The 16,358-nt window shown below is 73.6% G+C and carries 17 protein-coding genes, 1 tRNA gene and 1 pseudogene; 6 read left to right on the plus strand and 13 right to left on the minus strand.

Features of this window, described 5'->3' with window-relative positions; genetic code table 11:
* Positions 1-2: 2 nt before the first annotated feature.
* From ACIG47_RS15355 to idi, 8 genes are read right to left on the minus strand one after another with little or no spacing between them, the layout of a single operon-like run.
* Positions 3-1,349 (minus strand): TIGR01777 family oxidoreductase, encoded by a 1,347-nt coding sequence (locus ACIG47_RS15355; protein ID WP_397431815.1) that lies wholly within the window; start codon positions 1,347-1,349, stop codon positions 3-5.
* The gene (locus ACIG47_RS15360; protein ID WP_397431817.1) at positions 1,346-2,215 is read right to left on the minus strand and encodes a prenyltransferase; all 870 of its coding nucleotides are present in this window, start codon (positions 2,213-2,215) and stop codon (positions 1,346-1,348) included. The genes ACIG47_RS15355 and ACIG47_RS15360 overlap by 4 nt, the downstream gene beginning before the upstream one ends.
* Positions 2,205-2,510, minus strand: a complete 306-nt coding sequence (locus ACIG47_RS15365) for a lycopene cyclase domain-containing protein (RefSeq protein ID WP_397431818.1) — start codon at positions 2,508-2,510, stop codon at positions 2,205-2,207. The genes ACIG47_RS15360 and ACIG47_RS15365 overlap by 11 nt, the downstream gene beginning before the upstream one ends.
* Positions 2,507-2,833, minus strand: a complete 327-nt coding sequence (locus ACIG47_RS15370) for a lycopene cyclase domain-containing protein (protein ID WP_397431819.1) — start codon at positions 2,831-2,833, stop codon at positions 2,507-2,509. The genes ACIG47_RS15365 and ACIG47_RS15370 overlap by 4 nt, the downstream gene beginning before the upstream one ends.
* Positions 2,830-4,380, minus strand: a complete 1,551-nt coding sequence (crtI, locus tag ACIG47_RS15375) for a phytoene desaturase family protein (RefSeq protein ID WP_397431820.1) — start codon at positions 4,378-4,380, stop codon at positions 2,830-2,832. The genes ACIG47_RS15370 and crtI overlap by 4 nt, the downstream gene beginning before the upstream one ends.
* Positions 4,377-5,258 carry a phytoene/squalene synthase family protein gene (locus ACIG47_RS15380; protein ID WP_397431822.1) on the minus strand — a complete coding sequence of 294 codons (882 nt, stop codon included), beginning with the start codon at positions 5,256-5,258 and terminating at the stop codon, positions 4,377-4,379. The genes crtI and ACIG47_RS15380 overlap by 4 nt, the downstream gene beginning before the upstream one ends.
* The gene (locus ACIG47_RS15385) at positions 5,255-6,304 is read right to left on the minus strand and encodes a polyprenyl synthetase family protein (protein WP_397431824.1); all 1,050 of its coding nucleotides are present in this window, start codon (positions 6,302-6,304) and stop codon (positions 5,255-5,257) included. Before ACIG47_RS15385 ends, ACIG47_RS15380 begins: the two co-directional genes overlap by 4 nt.
* Complete coding sequence (idi, locus tag ACIG47_RS15390; protein ID WP_397431825.1) at positions 6,301-6,846, minus strand: isopentenyl-diphosphate Delta-isomerase; 546 nt, start codon at positions 6,844-6,846, stop codon at positions 6,301-6,303. The genes ACIG47_RS15385 and idi overlap by 4 nt, the downstream gene beginning before the upstream one ends.
* Before the next feature lie 77 nt (positions 6,847-6,923).
* Here idi and ACIG47_RS15395 point away from each other — a divergent pair, with 77 nt between their 5' ends.
* Positions 6,924-7,475 (plus strand): MarR family winged helix-turn-helix transcriptional regulator, encoded by a 552-nt coding sequence (locus ACIG47_RS15395; protein WP_397431826.1) that lies wholly within the window; start codon positions 6,924-6,926, stop codon positions 7,473-7,475.
* A 132-nt stretch (positions 7,476-7,607) separates the two neighbouring features.
* On the opposite strand, the gene ACIG47_RS15400 is transcribed toward ACIG47_RS15395, so the two are convergent.
* A complete protein-coding gene (locus tag ACIG47_RS15400; protein ID WP_397431827.1) occupies positions 7,608-7,985 on the minus strand; it encodes a VOC family protein in 378 nt (125 codons plus the stop codon).
* A gap of 134 nt (positions 7,986-8,119) precedes the next feature.
* Between ACIG47_RS15400 and ACIG47_RS15405 the strand changes: the two genes are divergently transcribed.
* Positions 8,120-8,698 carry a DapH/DapD/GlmU-related protein gene (locus ACIG47_RS15405; RefSeq protein ID WP_397431828.1) on the plus strand — a complete coding sequence of 193 codons (579 nt, stop codon included), beginning with the start codon at positions 8,120-8,122 and terminating at the stop codon, positions 8,696-8,698.
* 8 nt (positions 8,699-8,706) lie between these two features.
* On the opposite strand, the pseudogene ACIG47_RS15410 reads toward ACIG47_RS15405, so the two are convergent.
* A pseudogene (locus ACIG47_RS15410) lies at positions 8,707-8,956 on the minus strand (hypothetical protein).
* A gap of 74 nt (positions 8,957-9,030) precedes the next feature.
* Between ACIG47_RS15410 and ACIG47_RS15415 the strand changes: the two are divergent.
* Entirely contained in the window at positions 9,031-9,942 is a 912-nt protein-coding gene (locus ACIG47_RS15415) for an ATP-grasp domain-containing protein (RefSeq protein WP_397431830.1), read from the plus strand.
* A 44-nt stretch (positions 9,943-9,986) separates the two neighbouring features.
* Here ACIG47_RS15415 and ACIG47_RS15420 read toward each other — a convergent pair.
* Together ACIG47_RS15420 and ACIG47_RS15425 are read right to left on the minus strand one after the other, a co-directional pair.
* A tRNA-Asn gene (locus ACIG47_RS15420) sits at positions 9,987-10,062 on the minus strand.
* A gap of 128 nt (positions 10,063-10,190) precedes the next feature.
* Positions 10,191-11,177: an aldo/keto reductase gene (locus ACIG47_RS15425; RefSeq protein WP_397431831.1), complete on the minus strand. Its 987-nt coding sequence runs from the start codon at positions 11,175-11,177 to the stop codon at positions 10,191-10,193.
* Between the two features lie 162 nt (positions 11,178-11,339).
* Between ACIG47_RS15425 and ACIG47_RS15430 the strand changes: the two genes are divergently transcribed.
* A complete protein-coding gene (locus ACIG47_RS15430) occupies positions 11,340-11,714 on the plus strand; it encodes a DUF2255 family protein (protein WP_397431832.1) in 375 nt (124 codons plus the stop codon).
* 10 nt (positions 11,715-11,724) lie between these two features.
* Here ACIG47_RS15430 and ACIG47_RS15435 read toward each other — a convergent pair whose 3' ends face one another.
* A complete protein-coding gene (locus ACIG47_RS15435; protein WP_397431834.1) occupies positions 11,725-12,285 on the minus strand; it encodes a hypothetical protein in 561 nt (186 codons plus the stop codon).
* Positions 12,286-12,402: 117 nt separating this feature from the next.
* Between ACIG47_RS15435 and ACIG47_RS15440 the strand changes: the two genes are divergently transcribed.
* Both ACIG47_RS15440 and ACIG47_RS15445 read left to right on the plus strand, forming a co-directional pair.
* The gene (locus tag ACIG47_RS15440; protein WP_397431835.1) at positions 12,403-13,527 is read left to right on the plus strand and encodes a M15 family metallopeptidase; all 1,125 of its coding nucleotides are present in this window, start codon (positions 12,403-12,405) and stop codon (positions 13,525-13,527) included.
* A 131-nt stretch (positions 13,528-13,658) separates the two neighbouring features.
* Positions 13,659-16,346, plus strand: a complete 2,688-nt coding sequence (locus ACIG47_RS15445) for a polysaccharide lyase family 1 protein (protein WP_397431836.1) — start codon at positions 13,659-13,661, stop codon at positions 16,344-16,346.
* The last annotated feature ends 12 nt before the right edge of the window (positions 16,347-16,358 follow it).

Genomic DNA, 16,358 nt, shown 5'->3' on the forward strand with positions numbered 1-16,358 from the left:
CGTCAGTCCTGCTCGACCCGGCCCAGCAGGTGCCGCAGGGCGGGCTCCAGCAGCGGGTGCCGGAACCGGTGGCCCGCCGCGAGCAGGGCGGCGGGGTAGACCTGCTGGCTCGCCTCCGCGAGCTCGGCCGCGCCCTGCCGGCCCAGCAGCAGGCGGGGTCCCGCGCCGGGCACGGGCACCAGGGCGGGCCGCCGCAGCACCCGCGCGAGGGTGGCGGCGTAGGCGTCGTCGCGCACCGGGTGCGGCGCGACGGCGTTGACCGGCCCGGACAGCGCGACGTCGTACAGGGCACGGTGGTAGACGTCCACCAGGTCGTCGATGCCGATCCAGGACCGCCAGGCCCGCCCGTCACCCAGCCGGCCGCCCAGCCCGGACGCGAACAGCGGGCGGTACAGGCGCAGCGTGCCGCCGCGCGGGGACTGCACCAGCCCGGTGCGCACGCTGACCACCCGCAGGCCGTCGCCGGCGGCGCTCGCGGCGGCCTGCTCCCAGTCGGCGACCACGTCGGCGAGGAAGCCGTCGCCCCGCGGGCTGCCCTCGGTGAGCTCCTCGTCGCCGCGGTCGGCACCGTAGTACCCGATCGCGGAGGCGGTCACCAGCACGGACGGCCCGTCCGTGGTGCGCGCGGCCAGCTCCGCCAGGGCGCGCGTGGGGCCGATCCGGGAGTCGCGGACGGCGGCGCGGTGCTCGGCCGTGAACCGGCCGGCGATCGACGCGCCGGCCAGGTGGACCACGGCGTCCACGCCGCGCAGCAGGTCCTCGGCGGGAGTGCGCGGGTCCCAGTGCCGTTCGTCCGGGCCGTGCGGGGTGCCGCGCACGAGCCGGACCACCCGGTGGCCCGCGGTGGTGAGGAACGGGGTGAGGGCGCTGCCCACGAGGCCGTGGCTACCCGTCATCGCGACGACCAGCGGCCGGTCGCCCGCCTCCCGGGCCGTGGCCTGCGCCGCCAGGTCCAGCCCGAGCTGCCGGTGCCGGTAGGCGAACATCGGGCGCAGCAGAGTCTCGGGTACGTCGGTGTCCACGGCGTCCGTGACGCGGGTGCGCGCCCCCTCGTCGCGGAAGTCGTGCGTGTGGCGCCACCGCACGGCCCAGCTCAGGGGCGGCGAGACCAGCTCGTCCACGAACCGCCGCGGCGGGTCGTACGCCGAGTGCCGGGCCACCCAGCGCAGGCCGAGCGGCAGGCCGAGCACGGCCTCGCCGTCGGCCAGGGACGTCGCCTCCCGCAGCACGCGCACGGGCTGCCACGGGGGCGTGAGGCGCTCGATGGCCCCCGGTCGCTGGTGCCAGGCGAAGACCTCGGGTCGTGGGTGCCCCACGACGCCGGAGAAGGTGTGCGGTTCCTTGGTCACGAGAACACTCCGTCCCGGAGGGCGTAGCCGATGAGGATCATGGTCACGGCGGTGCCGACGGCGTAGTTGACCCACAGGAAGTGCCGCCAGCCGCCGTTCGCCCGGGCGGAGTCCTCGTCGCCCACCCGCGCGTAGGGGAGTGCCAGGGCGAGGTAGGGGAGCACCAGCAGCCCGGCCAGCGCGCCGGGCAGGCCGACCGTCGCGACCAGCACGCCGGCAGCGCACCAGGCCAGCAGGGCCAGGCGCACCGTGCGGGCCGCGCCCAGCGCCGTCGCCACGGAGGCGATGCCGGCCGCGCGGTCGGGGACGACGTCCTGCACCGCCCCGAAGGCGTGGCTCGCCATGCCCCACAGCAGGAACGCGCCGAGCACCGCGAGCGTCCCGGCGGTGGGGGCGGCGCCGGCCAGCGCGAGGCCGTAGACCGCCGGGCTCACGAAGTGCACGCTGGAGGTGAGCGAGTCCAGCACGGGCACCTCCTTGAACCGGAACGGCGGGGCGGAGTAGGCCACCAGGGCGAAGAGGCTGACGGCGAGCGTCGCCCAGGAGGCCGGCGGGCCGAGCAGCACCAGGGCCGCGACGAACGGCGCGCAGCTCACGACGGAGGCCACCAGCACGGGCCGGTGCCGGCGCGGGGTCAGGAGCGCTCCCTCGACGCCGCCCTTGCGCGGGTTGGTGAGGTCGGAGGCGTAGTCGAAGACGTCGTTGATCCCGTACAGCGCCAGGTTGTACGGCACGAGGAAGAACACGGTGCCCACGACCAGGGCGGCGTCCACCCGGCCGGCGGTCAGCAGGTAGGCCGCGGCGAAGGGGTAGGCGGTGTTGATCCAGCTCAGGGGGCGCGAGGCGCGCACCAGGTCAGCGAGCACGGCCACCTCCCAGCAGCGACCACAGGGCGGGCAGCAGCACCACGGCGGCCAGCGGGTAGGAGAAGTCCTCGACCGGCACGAGCCCGATCCGCAGGCCGGAGACGTGCTCGCCCGCGTAGGTGAACAGTCCGGCGGCGATCATCGCGGCGTCGAACACGGCGGTGAGCACCAGCAGCGCACCCGCGGCGAGCGCGAGCGCACGCCATCCGGCGGCGGGGGCACCCGCGCGGCGGGCCACGACGGCGACCGCGGCGGCCAGGACCAGGAAGCCGGCGGCGAGCAGCACGTAGGTCATCGGGTGCGCTCCGTCCGGGTCAGGAGCCGCTGGGCGCCGAGCACGAGCACCATGGTCAGCTCGCACAGGAACGCGAGGAACACGAGCTCCTCCAGGGGGAGCTGCGGGGCGAGCAGGATGCCGGTCTGGTAGGGCCCCGGGCCGTGGAGGAACACGCCCAGGGCGATGCCCGTCAGGTCCCAGGCCAGGAAGAACGCCGTACCCAGGACGAGGACGGCGGCGGCGCGCAACGGGTCCCGCCAGAGGAAGAGGCCGAACCGCCGGTCGACCGCCAGCACTCCGGCCGCGGACACGAGCAGGGCGACGAGGTAGGCGAGGCTCACGGCACCTCCAGCGGTCCCGCGCTGGTGTCCCCGCGCAGGCGCTTGACCACGAGCTCCGCGCTGATCAGGCACATGGGCAGGCCGATCCCGGGGATGGTGGTGGCGCCCGCGTACAGCAGGTTCGCCACCCGCGGGGACGCGTTCGGACCCCGGAACACCGCGCTCTGGCGCAACGTGTGGCCGGGGCCGAGCGCGCCGCCGCGCCAGGCGCCGAAGTCCCGCTCGAAGTCGGCGGGCCCGATGGTGCGCCGCAGCACCACGCGCTCGGCGAGGTCGGGCGTGCCCGTCCACGACGCGATCTGGGCGATCGCCTGGTCCACGACGCGTTCCACGCCCACGTCGCCGGACCCGTCCACGCCGCCGGCGCCGATCGTGGTGTCCGCCGGTGCGGGCACCAGCACGAACAGGTTCTCGTGCCCCGGCGGGGCCACGTCGTCGGTGGCACTCGGGCGGCACACGTACAGCGACGCCGGCGAGGGCACCCGTGGCGAGTCCCCGAAGATCGCCTCGAAGCCCTGCTGCCAGTCGCGGGCGAACAGGAGCGTGTGGTGGGCCAGGCGGGGCAGCTCGCCGCGCACGCCGAGCAGCGCCAGCACCGCGCCGGGCCCCGGGTCGCGGTGCCGCCACCAGCGGTCGCTGCGGCTGCGGTGCGCCGGGTCGAGCAGGCGGCGCTCGGTGACGTGCAGGTCCGCCGTCGACACCACGACGTCGGCGGCCAGGTGGTAGGTGCCGCCCGTGCCGTCGGCGACCTCGACGCCGGACGCGGCCCCGTCGGCCACCGTGATCCGATCGACGCGGCGCCCGGTGAGCAGCTTGGCGCCCGCGCGCTCGGCCAGCCGGGCGACGGCGTCGATCACCGCGCCGAACCCGCCCCGCGGGTACAGCACGCCCTGGGTCACGTCGAGGTGGCTCATCAGGTGGTACATGCTCGGTGCCGCGGTGGGCGACGTGCCGAGGAAGACCGCGGGGTAGCCGAGCACGCGGCGCACGCGGTGGTCGGCGGTGTGCCGGCCGATGAAGTGGTCCAGCGGTTCGGCGAGCAGGCGCATCAGCCGCGGGGAGCGCTGGACGAGGTCCTGGTCCAGCAGCGGCCGCAGCGAGGCGTACGTCGCATACAGGAACCGTTCGGTGGCGATCCGGTAGGTCTCGCCCGCGGAGTCGAGGTAGGCCCCGAGTCGCGGCGCGGACGCCGGGTCGAGGGCCAGCAGCGCCTCGCGGGCGCCGTCCGCGGGCAGGTCGAAGGGTTCGGCCTCGCCCTCGAACCAGACCCGGTAGGACGGGTCGAGCCGCACGAGGTCGAGCTCGTCGCGGGCGGTGGTGCCCATGAGGCGGAAGAAGTGGTCGAAGACCTCCGGCATGAGGTACCAGGACGGCCCGGTGTCGAACCGGAAGCCGTCGCGCTCCCACCGTCCGGCCCGGCCGCCGAGCTCGTCGCGCGCCTCCAGCAGCGTGACGGACGCGCCCTCGCGGGCCAGCAGGGCCGCGGTGGCCAGCCCGGAGATGCCGCCACCGACCACCACGACGCGCCGGCCGTCCGTGCGGCTCATGCGCGGGCTCCCGCCTGCGCGCCGGCCAGGACGGTCGCCACGATGCGCAGCTTCACCGCGGGCGGCACCGAGACCCGACGGGTCCGCAGCCCCGCGGCGGGAGTGTTCCGCAGCCGTTCGTTGAGCTCGCCGAACAGGCCCGCGGCCAGCGCCGTCGCCCTCCGCGGGCCCGGCGGCAGCAACGGGATGACGGCGCGGGCGGCGGCCAGGTCCGCGTCGATGTCGGCCACGACGGCGGCCTTGCTCGCGTCGTCGAACACCTCGGGTACCCCGGGAAAGTAGGTCCGGCCCAGGCGGTCCTGGTCGTCGCCGAGGTCGCGCAGGAAGTTGATCTTCTGGAAGGCCGCGCCGAGCCGGCGGGCCCCCTCCTCCAGCCGTGCGCGCACCGCGGGGGTGACGGGTGTGCCGTGCAGGAAGGCACGCAGGCACATGAGGCCGACCACCTCGGCCGAGCCGTGCACGTAGGTGCGGTACTCGTGCTCGCTGAGGGCGGCCACGGGGTCCAGGTCGCGGCGCATCGAGGCGAAGAAGGGCCGCAGCAGCGTCTCGTCGATGCCGACGGTGCGGGCGGTCGCCGCGAAGGCGTGCACCACCACGTTCGCGCTGAACCCGGTGTGCAGGGCCGTGCAGGTCTCGGCCTCCAGGGCGTCCAGCGTGGCCCGGCACTGGGCGGGCGCGAGCCCCGCCTCGTGCGCGGGGCCGTCCACGATCTCGTCGGCTACGCGCACCAGCGCGTAGACGTCCTCGATCATGGCGCGCGTGGTGGGCGGCAGCAGCCGCGTGGCCAGGCTGAACGACGTCGAGTAGGCGGGCAGCACGTGAGCCGCGGCCGCGTGCGCGGTGTCGGAGTAGAGGGCGAGCGAGGAGGACGGTCTCATGAGTCGCGGTCCACGATCCGGTCGGCGAGGTCGGTCAGGTGGTGCCGCAGCGCGGTCGGCAGCGCCGTGCCGCCGATCAGGTCGACGACCTCCCGGCGCCGGCTCTCGACCAGCCGCTCGGTGGCGTCCCGGGCACCGCTGGCGACCAGCGCGGCCCGCAGGGCGTCGGCGTCGTCCGCGTCGAGGTCCGGGGCGCCCCAGCGGTGGCGCACCGCGGTCCAGGCCGGGTGCCCCTCGGCGAACGCCACGAGCAGCGTCCGCTTGCCCTCGCGCAGGTCGCCCGTGGTGCTCTTGCCGGTCCGGCGGGCGTCGCCGAAGACACCGAGCAGGTCGTCCCGGAGCTGGTAGAGCACGCCCAGGGCAGTGCCCACGCGTTCCAGCTCCGCGTCGGCCTGCTCGCCGGCGTCCGCGAGCGCCGCGCCGGCCCGCAGCGGGGCGGCGAAGGAGTAGCCGCCGGTCTTGTCCTCCATCATGCGCACCAGGCCCTCGGGCGTGGCCGGGACGGTGCCCAGCGCGAACGCGACGTCCGCGTGCTCGCCGGCCGCGGCGCGGAACAGGCACTCGTCGACGAGGGCGCTCAGTGCCTCGTACGCCGCGGGGCGCACGCGGGCCAGGAGGGCGTGGGCGGCGCTGAGCAGCAGGTCACCGCCGAGGATGCCCGAGGCCTCGCCCCAGGCGTCCGCGGTGCGCGGCGGAAGGTCGGCCTGCGCGTCCTGCGTGAACTCGCCGGTCAGGTTGAGGCGGCCTCGCCGGCTCCGGTCCTGGTCCAGCACGTCGTCGTGCAGCAGCAGGGCGGTGTGGAGCAGCTCGAAGGCGGCGCCCGCCACGGCGGCGTCCTGCGGGTGCGGGTCGCCGAAGGCGCGGTGGGTGTCGAGCAGCAGCCGGGGGCGCAGTCGCTTGCCGCCCTCGGCGGACCGGGCGAGCCGCCGCCACAGCAGGGCGTACTGCTCGCCGTGCCGGGCGGCGCGGCGCACGCGGTCCTCGAACAGCTCCGCCAGGACCACGTCGACGGCGTCGACGGCGTCGCGGGCGAGGGTCCCGGTCATCGCGGTGCCTCCGGGGCGGACGGCGTGTACAGCGGCATCTGCCCGGCCTGGAGCACGAACCACGGCGAGAAGGCCCAGGGTGCCGCCCGCAGCGCGTCGCCGAGGCCGGCGGGGTCCGTCCAGCGGGTCTCCATGACCTCGTCCGGGTGGGGGCGGGGCGCCTGGTCGGTGACCGCGAGGTAGACGGGGCACACCTCGTTCTCGACGATCCCGGACGCGTCCGTGGCGCGGTACCGGAAGTGCGGTAGCACCACGCGGACGTCGCGGACGGTGAGGCCGAGCTCGTCCTGAGCGCGCCGTGCGATCGCGTCCTCGTGGGGCTCGTCCGGCTGCGGGTGGCCGCAGAACGAGTTGGTCCAGACGCCGGGCCAGGTGAGCTTGCCGAGCGCGCGCCGGGTGACCAGCACCTGCCCGGCGGCGTCGAGCACGTGGCAGGAGAACGCCAGGTGCAGGGGTGTGCTCGTGGAGTGCACGAGGCGTTTGAGCTCCGTGCCGACGGGCCTGCCGTCGTCGTCCAGCAGGACGACTCTCTCGGTCACCACGGGTCCTCCTCCGTCGATTTACTAGCCAGGCTATATTCAAGCACAGTAACTATCTATCTAGGGAGGGATATTGTGTCATGAATCCTGAGCCCGGTCCCCAGGACGCGCCCGACCCGTCGATGCTCGACCCCCGGTTCCTCGACCCGCACCAGGAGATCGTCCGGCGTGACGGCCTCGACGACCACGACATCGACCAGGTCGTCCGGGTCATGGACGGGCTCCGGCGCTGGCGGGAGACCGAACGCCGGCTCGGCGAGGCCGCCCGCCGTCACATGCGGCTCAGTTCCACCGACATGCGCGCGCTGCGGTACGTCATCGCGCTCACCCACCGCGGCGAGGTCGCGACACCGGGCACCATCGCCGCGCACCTGGGCATCTCGTCCGCGTCGACCACGAAGATGCTGGACCGGCTGGCCGCCGGGGGACACGTGAGGCGGCTCCCGCACCACACGGACCGGCGCAGCCTCGCCATCGAGGTCACCGAGGAGACCCGCCGGGCCGCGCTGGAGGTCGTCGGCCGTGGTCAGGCGCGGCGGTTCGAGGTGGCCGCGCGCCTTGCGCCCGCGGAGAGGGAGGTGGTGGCCCGGTTCCTGCACGAGCTCGCCGACCTGGGCGAACCGCCGCTCTGACCAGCCGTCAGCCCACGCGGACGAGGGCCTGCGCGCCGGCCGCCCGCACCGGGCGGCGGTCGAACGCAGACCTGGTCGCTCTATGAAGTGTCAGAGTGCGACCAACTCTGCGTTCGCCGGTGGTGCTCGGGGTCAGAGCGGGTCCAGGCGGCGGCGGAGCAGGCAGAACTCGTTGCCCTCCGGGTCGGCCAGCACGTGCCAGGACTCCTCGCCGGTCTGCCCCACGTCGGCCGGGCGCGCCCCGAGGGCCAGCAGCCGCTCCAGCTCGGCGTCCTGGTCGCGGTCCACGGCGTTGATGTCGATGTGCAGGCGCAGCAGCCCGTTGCGCGGCTGGTCGTCGCGGGCCAGGATGATCGTCGGCTGCGCGCCGCCGAACCCCTCGCGCGGCCCGATCTCGATGTCGTCGCCCTCCCGGTCGAGCTCGACGAAGTCCAGCACCTCGCACCAGAACCGCGCGAGAAGCTCGGGGTCACGGCACTTGAGGATGAGCTCGCTGATACGGCTGGCCATGATCGGTTCCTGCTCTCGGGTTGGACGAGCCGGCGCGCGGCCGACGGGATGCCCGGGACGTTACCGAGCCCGGCCGGCGGCAGCGAGGTGATTCGCGGGTGCGACGCCGTCCACCGCTGCGCGACAATCGCGGCGTGACCAGCGACCGATTCATGCGCATCCACGACGAGGAGCTCCTGGCCAGGGGCGAACGGGTGCTCGGACCCGAGTTCCGCGCGATGCACCAGCGGGTCATGGAGGTCACGGCCCTGACGTCACGGCTCAACGTGCTCCCGTTCGAGGACGAGGACGGCAAGGCGGCACTGTTCGAGCAGATCCTGGGCCGCCCGCTCCCCGCCGGGGTGACCATCTACCCGCCCTTCTTCACCGACCACGGCCTGCGGCTGGACCTGGCCGAGCGCGTGTTCGTCAACCAGGGCTGCACGTTCCTGGACTACGCGGGCATCCGGCTGGGCAGGGGAGTGATGGTCGGCCCGAAGGCCACGTTCATCACGATGGGCCATCCTGTGGACCCGGACGAGCGGCGTGCCTGGCTGACCGGCGCACCCATCGACGTCGCCGAGAACGTGTGGATCGGCGCAGGCGCCACGATCCTGCCGGGCGTGAGCATCGGGCGCGACGCCGTCGTCGCGGCCGGGGCGGTCGTGGCGGACGACGTGCCGGAGGCGAGCCTGGTCACCGGGCCGAAGGGGACGGTGCGGCGGCGGTGGTAACCGGACCGTCAGTCGACGACGGCCGCGACCGCCTCGAGCTCGACGAGCTGGTCCTCGTACCCGAGCACCGTCACGCCCAGCAGCGTGCTGGGCACGTCGTGCTCCCCGAACGCGTCGCGCACTCGCCCCGTCCTCGTCCAGCGGGCACGCTCCTGCCAGGAAGACGAGGCGGGCGTCCTTCGGCGCGGTCGCGGCGTACGCGTACTCGGCGACGTCGGAGAGGTCAGGGGCGCGGATCAGCTGCACGGCGCTCGGCATGCCTGCATCCTCTCCGGCTGGCGCCCGCACCCCCAACCATTTCTTCCCGGCCGATGGGCCGGTACGGTCCGGGCATGGCCCTGCCGCTTCTCCTGGTCCCGTCCGACCCGCTCACCCCGCGCCTCCCTGACCCGCACTTCAGGCGCGAGGCCGACGCCGCAGACGGCGCGGGCCTGGATGTCGCGGTGATCGACCACGACGCGATCCTCGCGGGGGACGTCCCGGCCGCGGTGCGCCGGGTCCTGAGGTCCGATGCCCCACGGCCCGCGTGGTACCGCGGCTGGATGCTTCCCGCGGCGGCGTACGCGCTGCTCGCCACCGCGCTGGAGGCCAAGGGAGTCCGGCTGCTCACCAACCCGGACGCGTACCGGACCGCGCACGAGCTGCCCGGCTGGTACGACAGGTTCACGAGCCTCACCCCGGCGACCGTCTGGTCGCCCTGGGGGCCGGGTCGCCTGCCGACGGCGGCCGACGTCGGACCGCTGGTCGAGGCACTCGGCGGGGGACCCGGCGTGGTGAAGGACTACATGAAGTCCCGCAAGCACGAGTGGTACGAGGCGTGCTACATACCGGAGCTCACGGACGTGGCGGGTGCCACCCGGGTGGTCGCGCGGATGGTGGAGCTGCAGGAGGACGCGCTCGCCGGAGGGATCGTCGTGCGGGCCTTCGAGCAGTTCGAGGCCGACGCCGGTGGTCGCAGCCGGGAGGTGCGTGTCTGGTGGGTCGAGGGTGCGGCGGTCCTGACCACGGCGCACCCCGACGCGGTCTCGGCCGATGCCGAACCGGTGCCGGGCGAGGTGTACGACGCCGTCGGCGCGAGCGTGCAGGCGCTCGGGGCACCGTTCGTGACAACCGACGTCGCGCCCCGCACGGACGGCGCGTGGCGTGTGATCGAGGTCGGGGACGGGCAGGTCAGCGAGCTGCCCGCCGGTCAGGATCTGGCGCCGCTGCTGGGGGCGCTGTCCGCAGTGCGGGTGACGCCGTGACCTGGAAACAGCAAGGCCCGGAACCGTTGAGGTTCCGGGCCTGGTGGCTCCCGCGGTTGGACTTGAACCAACGACCGTCCGATTAACAGTCGGATGCTCTGCCAGCTGAGCTACGCGGGATCGCGTTCGCCCGTCCCGTGCACCGGGTGGGCGACCGGTGAAAACTCTAACAGGTTCCGGCGGGTTGTCCTGACGCATTTGCGATCCACCGGACAGGGGCATCGATCACACCCGGCCGCCCGCGGGTGCTACCGCCCCACCAATCCCAGACCCGCCGCGTTGTAGCGGTCGCCCCGCACCCCGACCCGCGCGGCCAAGCCGTTCAGGTCGGCCACGTCGTCCGCCGACAGAGCCACCCGGGTCGCGCCCACGTTCTCCTCCACGCGCTCCAGCCGGCGCGTGCCCGGGATCGGCACGATCCACGGCTGCTGGGCCAGCAGCCAGGCGAGCGCCACCTGGCCCGGCGTCGCGCCCTGGGCCTCGGCGAGGGCACGCACGTGGTCCACCAGCGCCTGGTTGGCCGTGCGGTTCGACGCCGTGAAGCGCGGGATCGAGGCGCGCATGTCGTCGGCGGTGAACGACGTCGACGCGTCCACCGCCCCGGTCAGGAACCCCCGGCCGAGCGGGCTGAACGGGACGAAGCCGATGCCGAGCTCCGCGAGCGTCGGCAGCACCTCCGGCTCCGGGTCGCGGGTCCACAGCGAGTACTCGCTCTGCACGGCCGTGACCGGGTGCACGGCGTGGGCCCGCCGGATGGTGTCCGGGCCCGCTTCCGACAGCCCGAAGTGGCGCACCTTCCCGGCTTCGACCAGCTCCTTGACCGTGCCGGCCACGTCCTCGACCGGCACGTCCGGGTCCACGCGGTGCTGGTAGAACAGGTCGATCACGTCGGTGCGCAGGCGGCGCAGGGCGGCGTCCGCGACCTCCCGGATGTGCTCGGGCCGGCTGTCCAGGCCCACCGAGGTGCCGCCCTCGATGCGCCAGCCGAACTTCGTGGCGATCACCACCTGGTCGCGCACCGGCTCCAGGGCCTCGCCCACCAGCTCCTCGTTGACGTACGGCCCGTAGACCTCCGCGGTGTCCACGAGCGTGACACCCCGTTCGACGGCGCCGCGCAGCACGCCGATCATCTCCTCGCGCGTGCCGGGGTTGGGGCCGTAGCCCTGCGACATGCCCATGGCGCCGAGCCCCACGGCGGAGACCTCGAGGCCCTGACCGAGCGTGCGGGTGTGCATCGTGAATCTCCTTCGTCGCGGGGGCGTCCCACCCCACGCTAGCGCCGCGGGAGCGCACCAGAGGTGTCCTGCCGGTACACGTCACGGCAGGGACTGGCAGGCGCCCGCGTGGCGTTGCACCGTGGGAGCGATCAAGGGCGCCGGGCGCCCGGAGGGAGCACCATGAGCAGCTGGACCGAGCACGAGCTGGAGCAGGCCGAGGTCAGCGACGAGCTGCACGTCTCGTCCTACCGGCAGGACGGCACCCTGCGCCCGTACGTCACGATCTGGGCCGTGCGGCTCGGCGACGCCGTGTACGTGCGCTCCGCGTACGGCCCCGGGAACGGCTGGTTCCGGCGGGCCAGGGCGTCGGGTACGGGACGCGTCCGGGTGGGTGACGTGGAGCGCGACGTCCGCGTCGAGGTCCCGGCCGACGACGTCCACCCGTCCCTGGACGACGTCTACCGTGCCAAGTACGGCAGGTACGGCAAGCGGATGGTCGACACGGTCGCCGGCCCGGAGCTGACCGGTGCGACGCTGCGGGTGGTGCCGGCCTGAGCCGGGCGGCTCAGGCCGGCAGGCCCGCCGCGTTGCGCACCCGCGCCTCGGCCGCGTCGATCGCGCCCGCCACCTCGGGGTCCGTCAGGTCGACGTCGCCGCCACCGATCACCTGCGAGAACAGCTCGCCGTCCACCCGGCGCCGGACGGCGACGCGGGCAGAGCCCCCGCCGGGCAGCCGGACCGGTTCGGCGAGCACCACCGACCACTGCACCCGCTCGCGCAGCACCTGGGGCAGCACGGAGCGGCGGCCGTCGAGCGTCAGCGGCGTCGGCTCGTCGCCGTCGACCCAGTGCACCCGGATGACGTTGGACTCCGTGTCGTAGGTGGCACGGTCGACGTCGGCCCACTCGCGGTGCACCACGACGGCCGGCGCGCCGCGGGACTCCGCCTCGCCCTGGCCCGCGGGCGTCCCGGGCGCGGAGATCATCAGCAGCTCGGCGCGCGTGGCGAACGCCCACGCCTCGCCCGAGGAGGTGACCAGGGGCGCCTGGGCCAGCACCGTGTCGGTGCGGTGCGAGCGCGCGGCGCGCCGGACCGCCGTCGTCGGCCGCGGTGAGAAGAAACCCATGGCCCCACGGTAGTCGCCGGCACCCGGCACGCAGCCCGACCGGTGTCGCGCGAGTCACCACAGTTCACCCGCTGACAGGTCGGCGCCTGGCCGTGCGGTGCCGTAGGTTCTGGCCACGTGACCTCGACAGACATCGCGCCGATCGCGGACCCCTCCGGCCAGCGGACCGGCGGCACGGCGCGTGAGCGGCGCGAGGCGAAGGCCCGCCGCCGTCGCGCCACGCGGACGACGGTCGCGGTCACGGTCGTGGTGGCCGTCACCCTGGGCGGGGGCGGGCTCGCCTGGTACGCGACGTCGACCACGGAGGACCTCGCCGACCAGAACGCCGCCGCGAAGGCGTTGCTGACGGAGTCCGACGGCAAGGTGGCGGAGCAGTCCCCGCGGGACGCGCTCTCGGTGCAGATCGAGGCGACCGAGGCCCTGCTGGACGAGCCGTTCCTCACCCGCCTCGTCAGGGGGACGTCGGGCCGGCGTGACGCCCTGGCGGCGGCGTCGGACGGGGTGCGTGCCTCGATGGTCGAGCTCGCGCGCGCCCAGGTGGTCCAGGCCCGGGCGGGTCTGGAGACGGCCGAGGCCCGGGCGCAGAAGTACTACGACGCGAGCGAGGGCCTGGGCGTCGACGCCGGCGTCCGCGCGCAGCTGCGGGGCGCCCTGGACACGACGGCGAGCGCCGACGAGGCCGCGGACCGCAGCCTGGCCGGCACGGACCTCGCCGAGCTGGAGAAGGCCGCGTACGACCTGAGCGCCAACCGGTCGGTGGTCACCCTGGCGACGGACACGCTGGCCGAGGCGCAGGACGCGATCACCTGCCCCGAGGTGGACCAGGTCTGGCACCCGGACAGCGGCAGGGTGCCGGCCGAGGACCTGGCCCCGATCCCGTGGGCGTCTGACCACATGGTCCGGGCCGACGTGCTGGACGGCCTGATCGAGCTGGACGCCGCGTACCGCGAGGCGTTCGGTGAGCACCTGACCATCAACTCGTCCTACCGGTCGTACGAGGCGCAGGCGTCGCTGTACGACCCCTCGTCGCCGATCGCCGCGGCGCCCGGCTGCTCGAACCACGGTCTCGGTCTCGCCGTCGACATCGGCGGGGGCGTGGAGACGTTCGACACCGAGCAGTACACGTGGCTCAAGGAGAACGCCCGGGCGTTCGGCTGGATGCACCCGGCCTTCGCCGAGCCCGACGGCCGCGTGCCCGAGCCGTGGCACTGGGAGTCGGTGCTCGCCCGCGAGGACGCCTGAGGCGATTTCACCCCGGTCGCCCGAAAGGGTTGCTATCCGAGAAACCGGTTACTAGGATCCGGGAAACCGGTTCCCCGCGCGTACGAACCACGCAATGTCCCGCATTCAACGACGAACGTGAGGCACAGACGATGAGACGACCACGACCAGCTCAGATGCTCTCGGCGGCAGCGGCGGTGACCCTGGCGGTCACCGCGGGGCTGATGGCCCAGGCCCTGCCGGAGGCGGCGGCCGCCACCGGTCCGGCCACGGGTTTCGCCACCCAGAACGGCGGCACCACCGGCGGCGCCGGCGGTCAGACCGTCCGGGCCACGACCGGCACCGCGATCCACGCGGCGCTGTGCGGCCGCACCAGCAGTGACACCCCGATCGTCATCGAGGTCGAGGGCACCATCAACCACGGCAACACCAGCCAGGTCTCCGGGGACAGCTGCAGCACCGCCGACGACGTCATCGAGCTCAAGCAGATCAGCAACGTGACGATCGTCGGCGTCGGCAGCGGTGCGGTGTTCGACCAGATCGGCATCCACATCCGCGAGGCCAGCAACATCATCATCCAGAACGTGACCGTGCAGAACGTCAAGAAGTCGGGCTCGCCGACGTCGAACGGCGGCGACGCGATCGGCATGGAGAGCGGCGTCCGCAACGTGTGGGCCGACCACCTGACCCTGCTGGCCTCGGGCGGCGAGTCGGAAGGCTACGACGGCCTGTTCGACATGAAGAACGACACGAAGTACGTGACGCTGTCGTACAGCATCCTGCGCAACTCGGAGCGCGGCGGGCTGATCGGGTCCAGCGAGAGCGACCTCTCGAACGGCTTCGTCACCTTCCACCACAACCTGTACCAGAACCTCAACTCGCGCACGCCCCTGCTGCGCGGCGGTGTGGCGCACATGTACAACAACCACTACGTGGGGCTGGTCGAGTCGGGGATCAACTCGCGGGCCGGCGCCCGCGCGAAGGTGGACAGCAACTACTTCGAGGACTCCAAGGACGTGCTCGGTACGTTCTACACCGACCAAGCCGGGTACTGGCAGGTCGCCGGGAACGTGTTCGACAACGTGACGTGGTCGAGCCCGGGGGAGGACAACAACCCCGCAGGACCCAACCCGACGTCGAACACCTCGGTGAGCATCCCGTACTCGTACCCGCTGGACGCCGCGAGCTGCGTGCCGGGCGTCGTGGCCGAGACAGCGGGCGCGGACACGGGGCTGCGGGTCTCGGACGGGAGCTGCGCGCCGACGGACCCGACCGACCCCACGGACCCGACCGACCCCACGGACCCGACGGATCCGACTGACCCGCCCACCGGGGCCAACCTGAGCCTCGGCGCCGGCGCCGACGGTTCCAGCAAGGCGAGCGGCACGAGCTACGGCAACGTGCTCGACGGCGACGCCGGCACCTACCGGTCCCCGGCGAGCGCGACGGGCCGGATCTCGGTCAAGTGGGGCAGTGCCACGACGATCTCGTCGGTCAACGTGGTCGAGGCGGCCGGGGCCGCCGGGAACATCGGGTCGTGGCGGCTGGTGAACAACGACAACGGCACCGTGCTGGCCACGGGGAGCGGGGCCGGTGTCATCAGCTTCGCGGCCACCTCGCTGAGCAAGGTCAACTTCGAGATCACGTCGTCGTCGGGCACGCCGCGGGTCGCGGAGCTCGAGACGTACGCGGGCGCCGCGCCCGGTGGGGAGGAACCCGGCGGTGAGGACCCGGGCGAGGAGCCCGGCGAGCAGCCGAGCGCCGACGCGCTCTTCGTGGCGCCGGGCGGTACCGACGGCGCCTCGGGGACCGAGTCCGACCCGACCACGCTGGCCTCGGCGATCGACCGGATCGAGCCCGGCGGCACCATCTCCGTGCGCGGCGGTACCTACAACCTGTCGCAGACGCTCGACATCGCGCCGGGCAACAGCGGCACCTCCGGCAACCGCACCAAGCTGTTCGCCTACCCGGGCGAGACCCCGGTGCTCAACTTCTCGGCCCAGAGCGAGGACCCGGCCAACCGCGGCATCGCGATCGGCGGCGACTGGTGGCACCTGCGCGGGCTCGTCGTCGAGCACGCCGGCGACAACGGCATCCTGCTGGGCGGCGACAACAACGTCATCGAACGGGTCGTGACCCGGTTCAACCACGACTCCGGCCTGCAGGTCTCCCGGTACACCGCCGGGGCGCCGAGCAGCGAGTGGCCCTCGAACAACCTCGTGGTCTCCACGGAGTCGCACGACAACGCCGACTCCGACGGGGAGGACGCCGACGGCTTCGCACCCAAGCTCACCGTCGGTACCGGCAACGTGTTCCGGTACACCGTGTCCCACAACAACATCGACGACGGCTGGGACCTGTACACCAAGGACGACACCGGCCCCATCGGCGCCGTCACCATCGAGGACTCGCTCTCCTACGAGAACGGCACCCTGTCCGACGGCTCGCAGGCCGGCAACGGCGACCGCAACGGCTACAAGCTCGGCGGCGAGGACATCGCCGTCAACCACGTCGTGCGGCGCAACATCGCCTACGACAACGGCAAGCACGGGTTCGGCTACAACCGGAACCTGGGGTCGCTCACGGTGTCGGACAACCTCAGCATCGGCAGCGCCGAGCGGAACTTCAACTTCGACGGCGGCTCGTCGACGTTCCGCGACAACACGTCCTGCGACAGCGGGTCGAACGACCGCATCATCGGCACCGACGCCGGTGGCAACCAGTGGTGGTCCGGCTCGAACGGGTCGCGGTGCGCGCAGTACTCGGGGGCGCTGGACTGGTCCTTCGCGTCCGACGGGAGCCTCGTGGTGACCATCGGGGGTGACGTGGTCGACCTCTGACCCGATACGCGA

It is taken from the genome of Promicromonospora sp. NPDC052451 (genome assembly GCF_044547525.1).
In the GTDB taxonomy this organism is placed as follows: Bacteria; Actinomycetota; Actinomycetes; order Actinomycetales; family Cellulomonadaceae; genus Promicromonospora.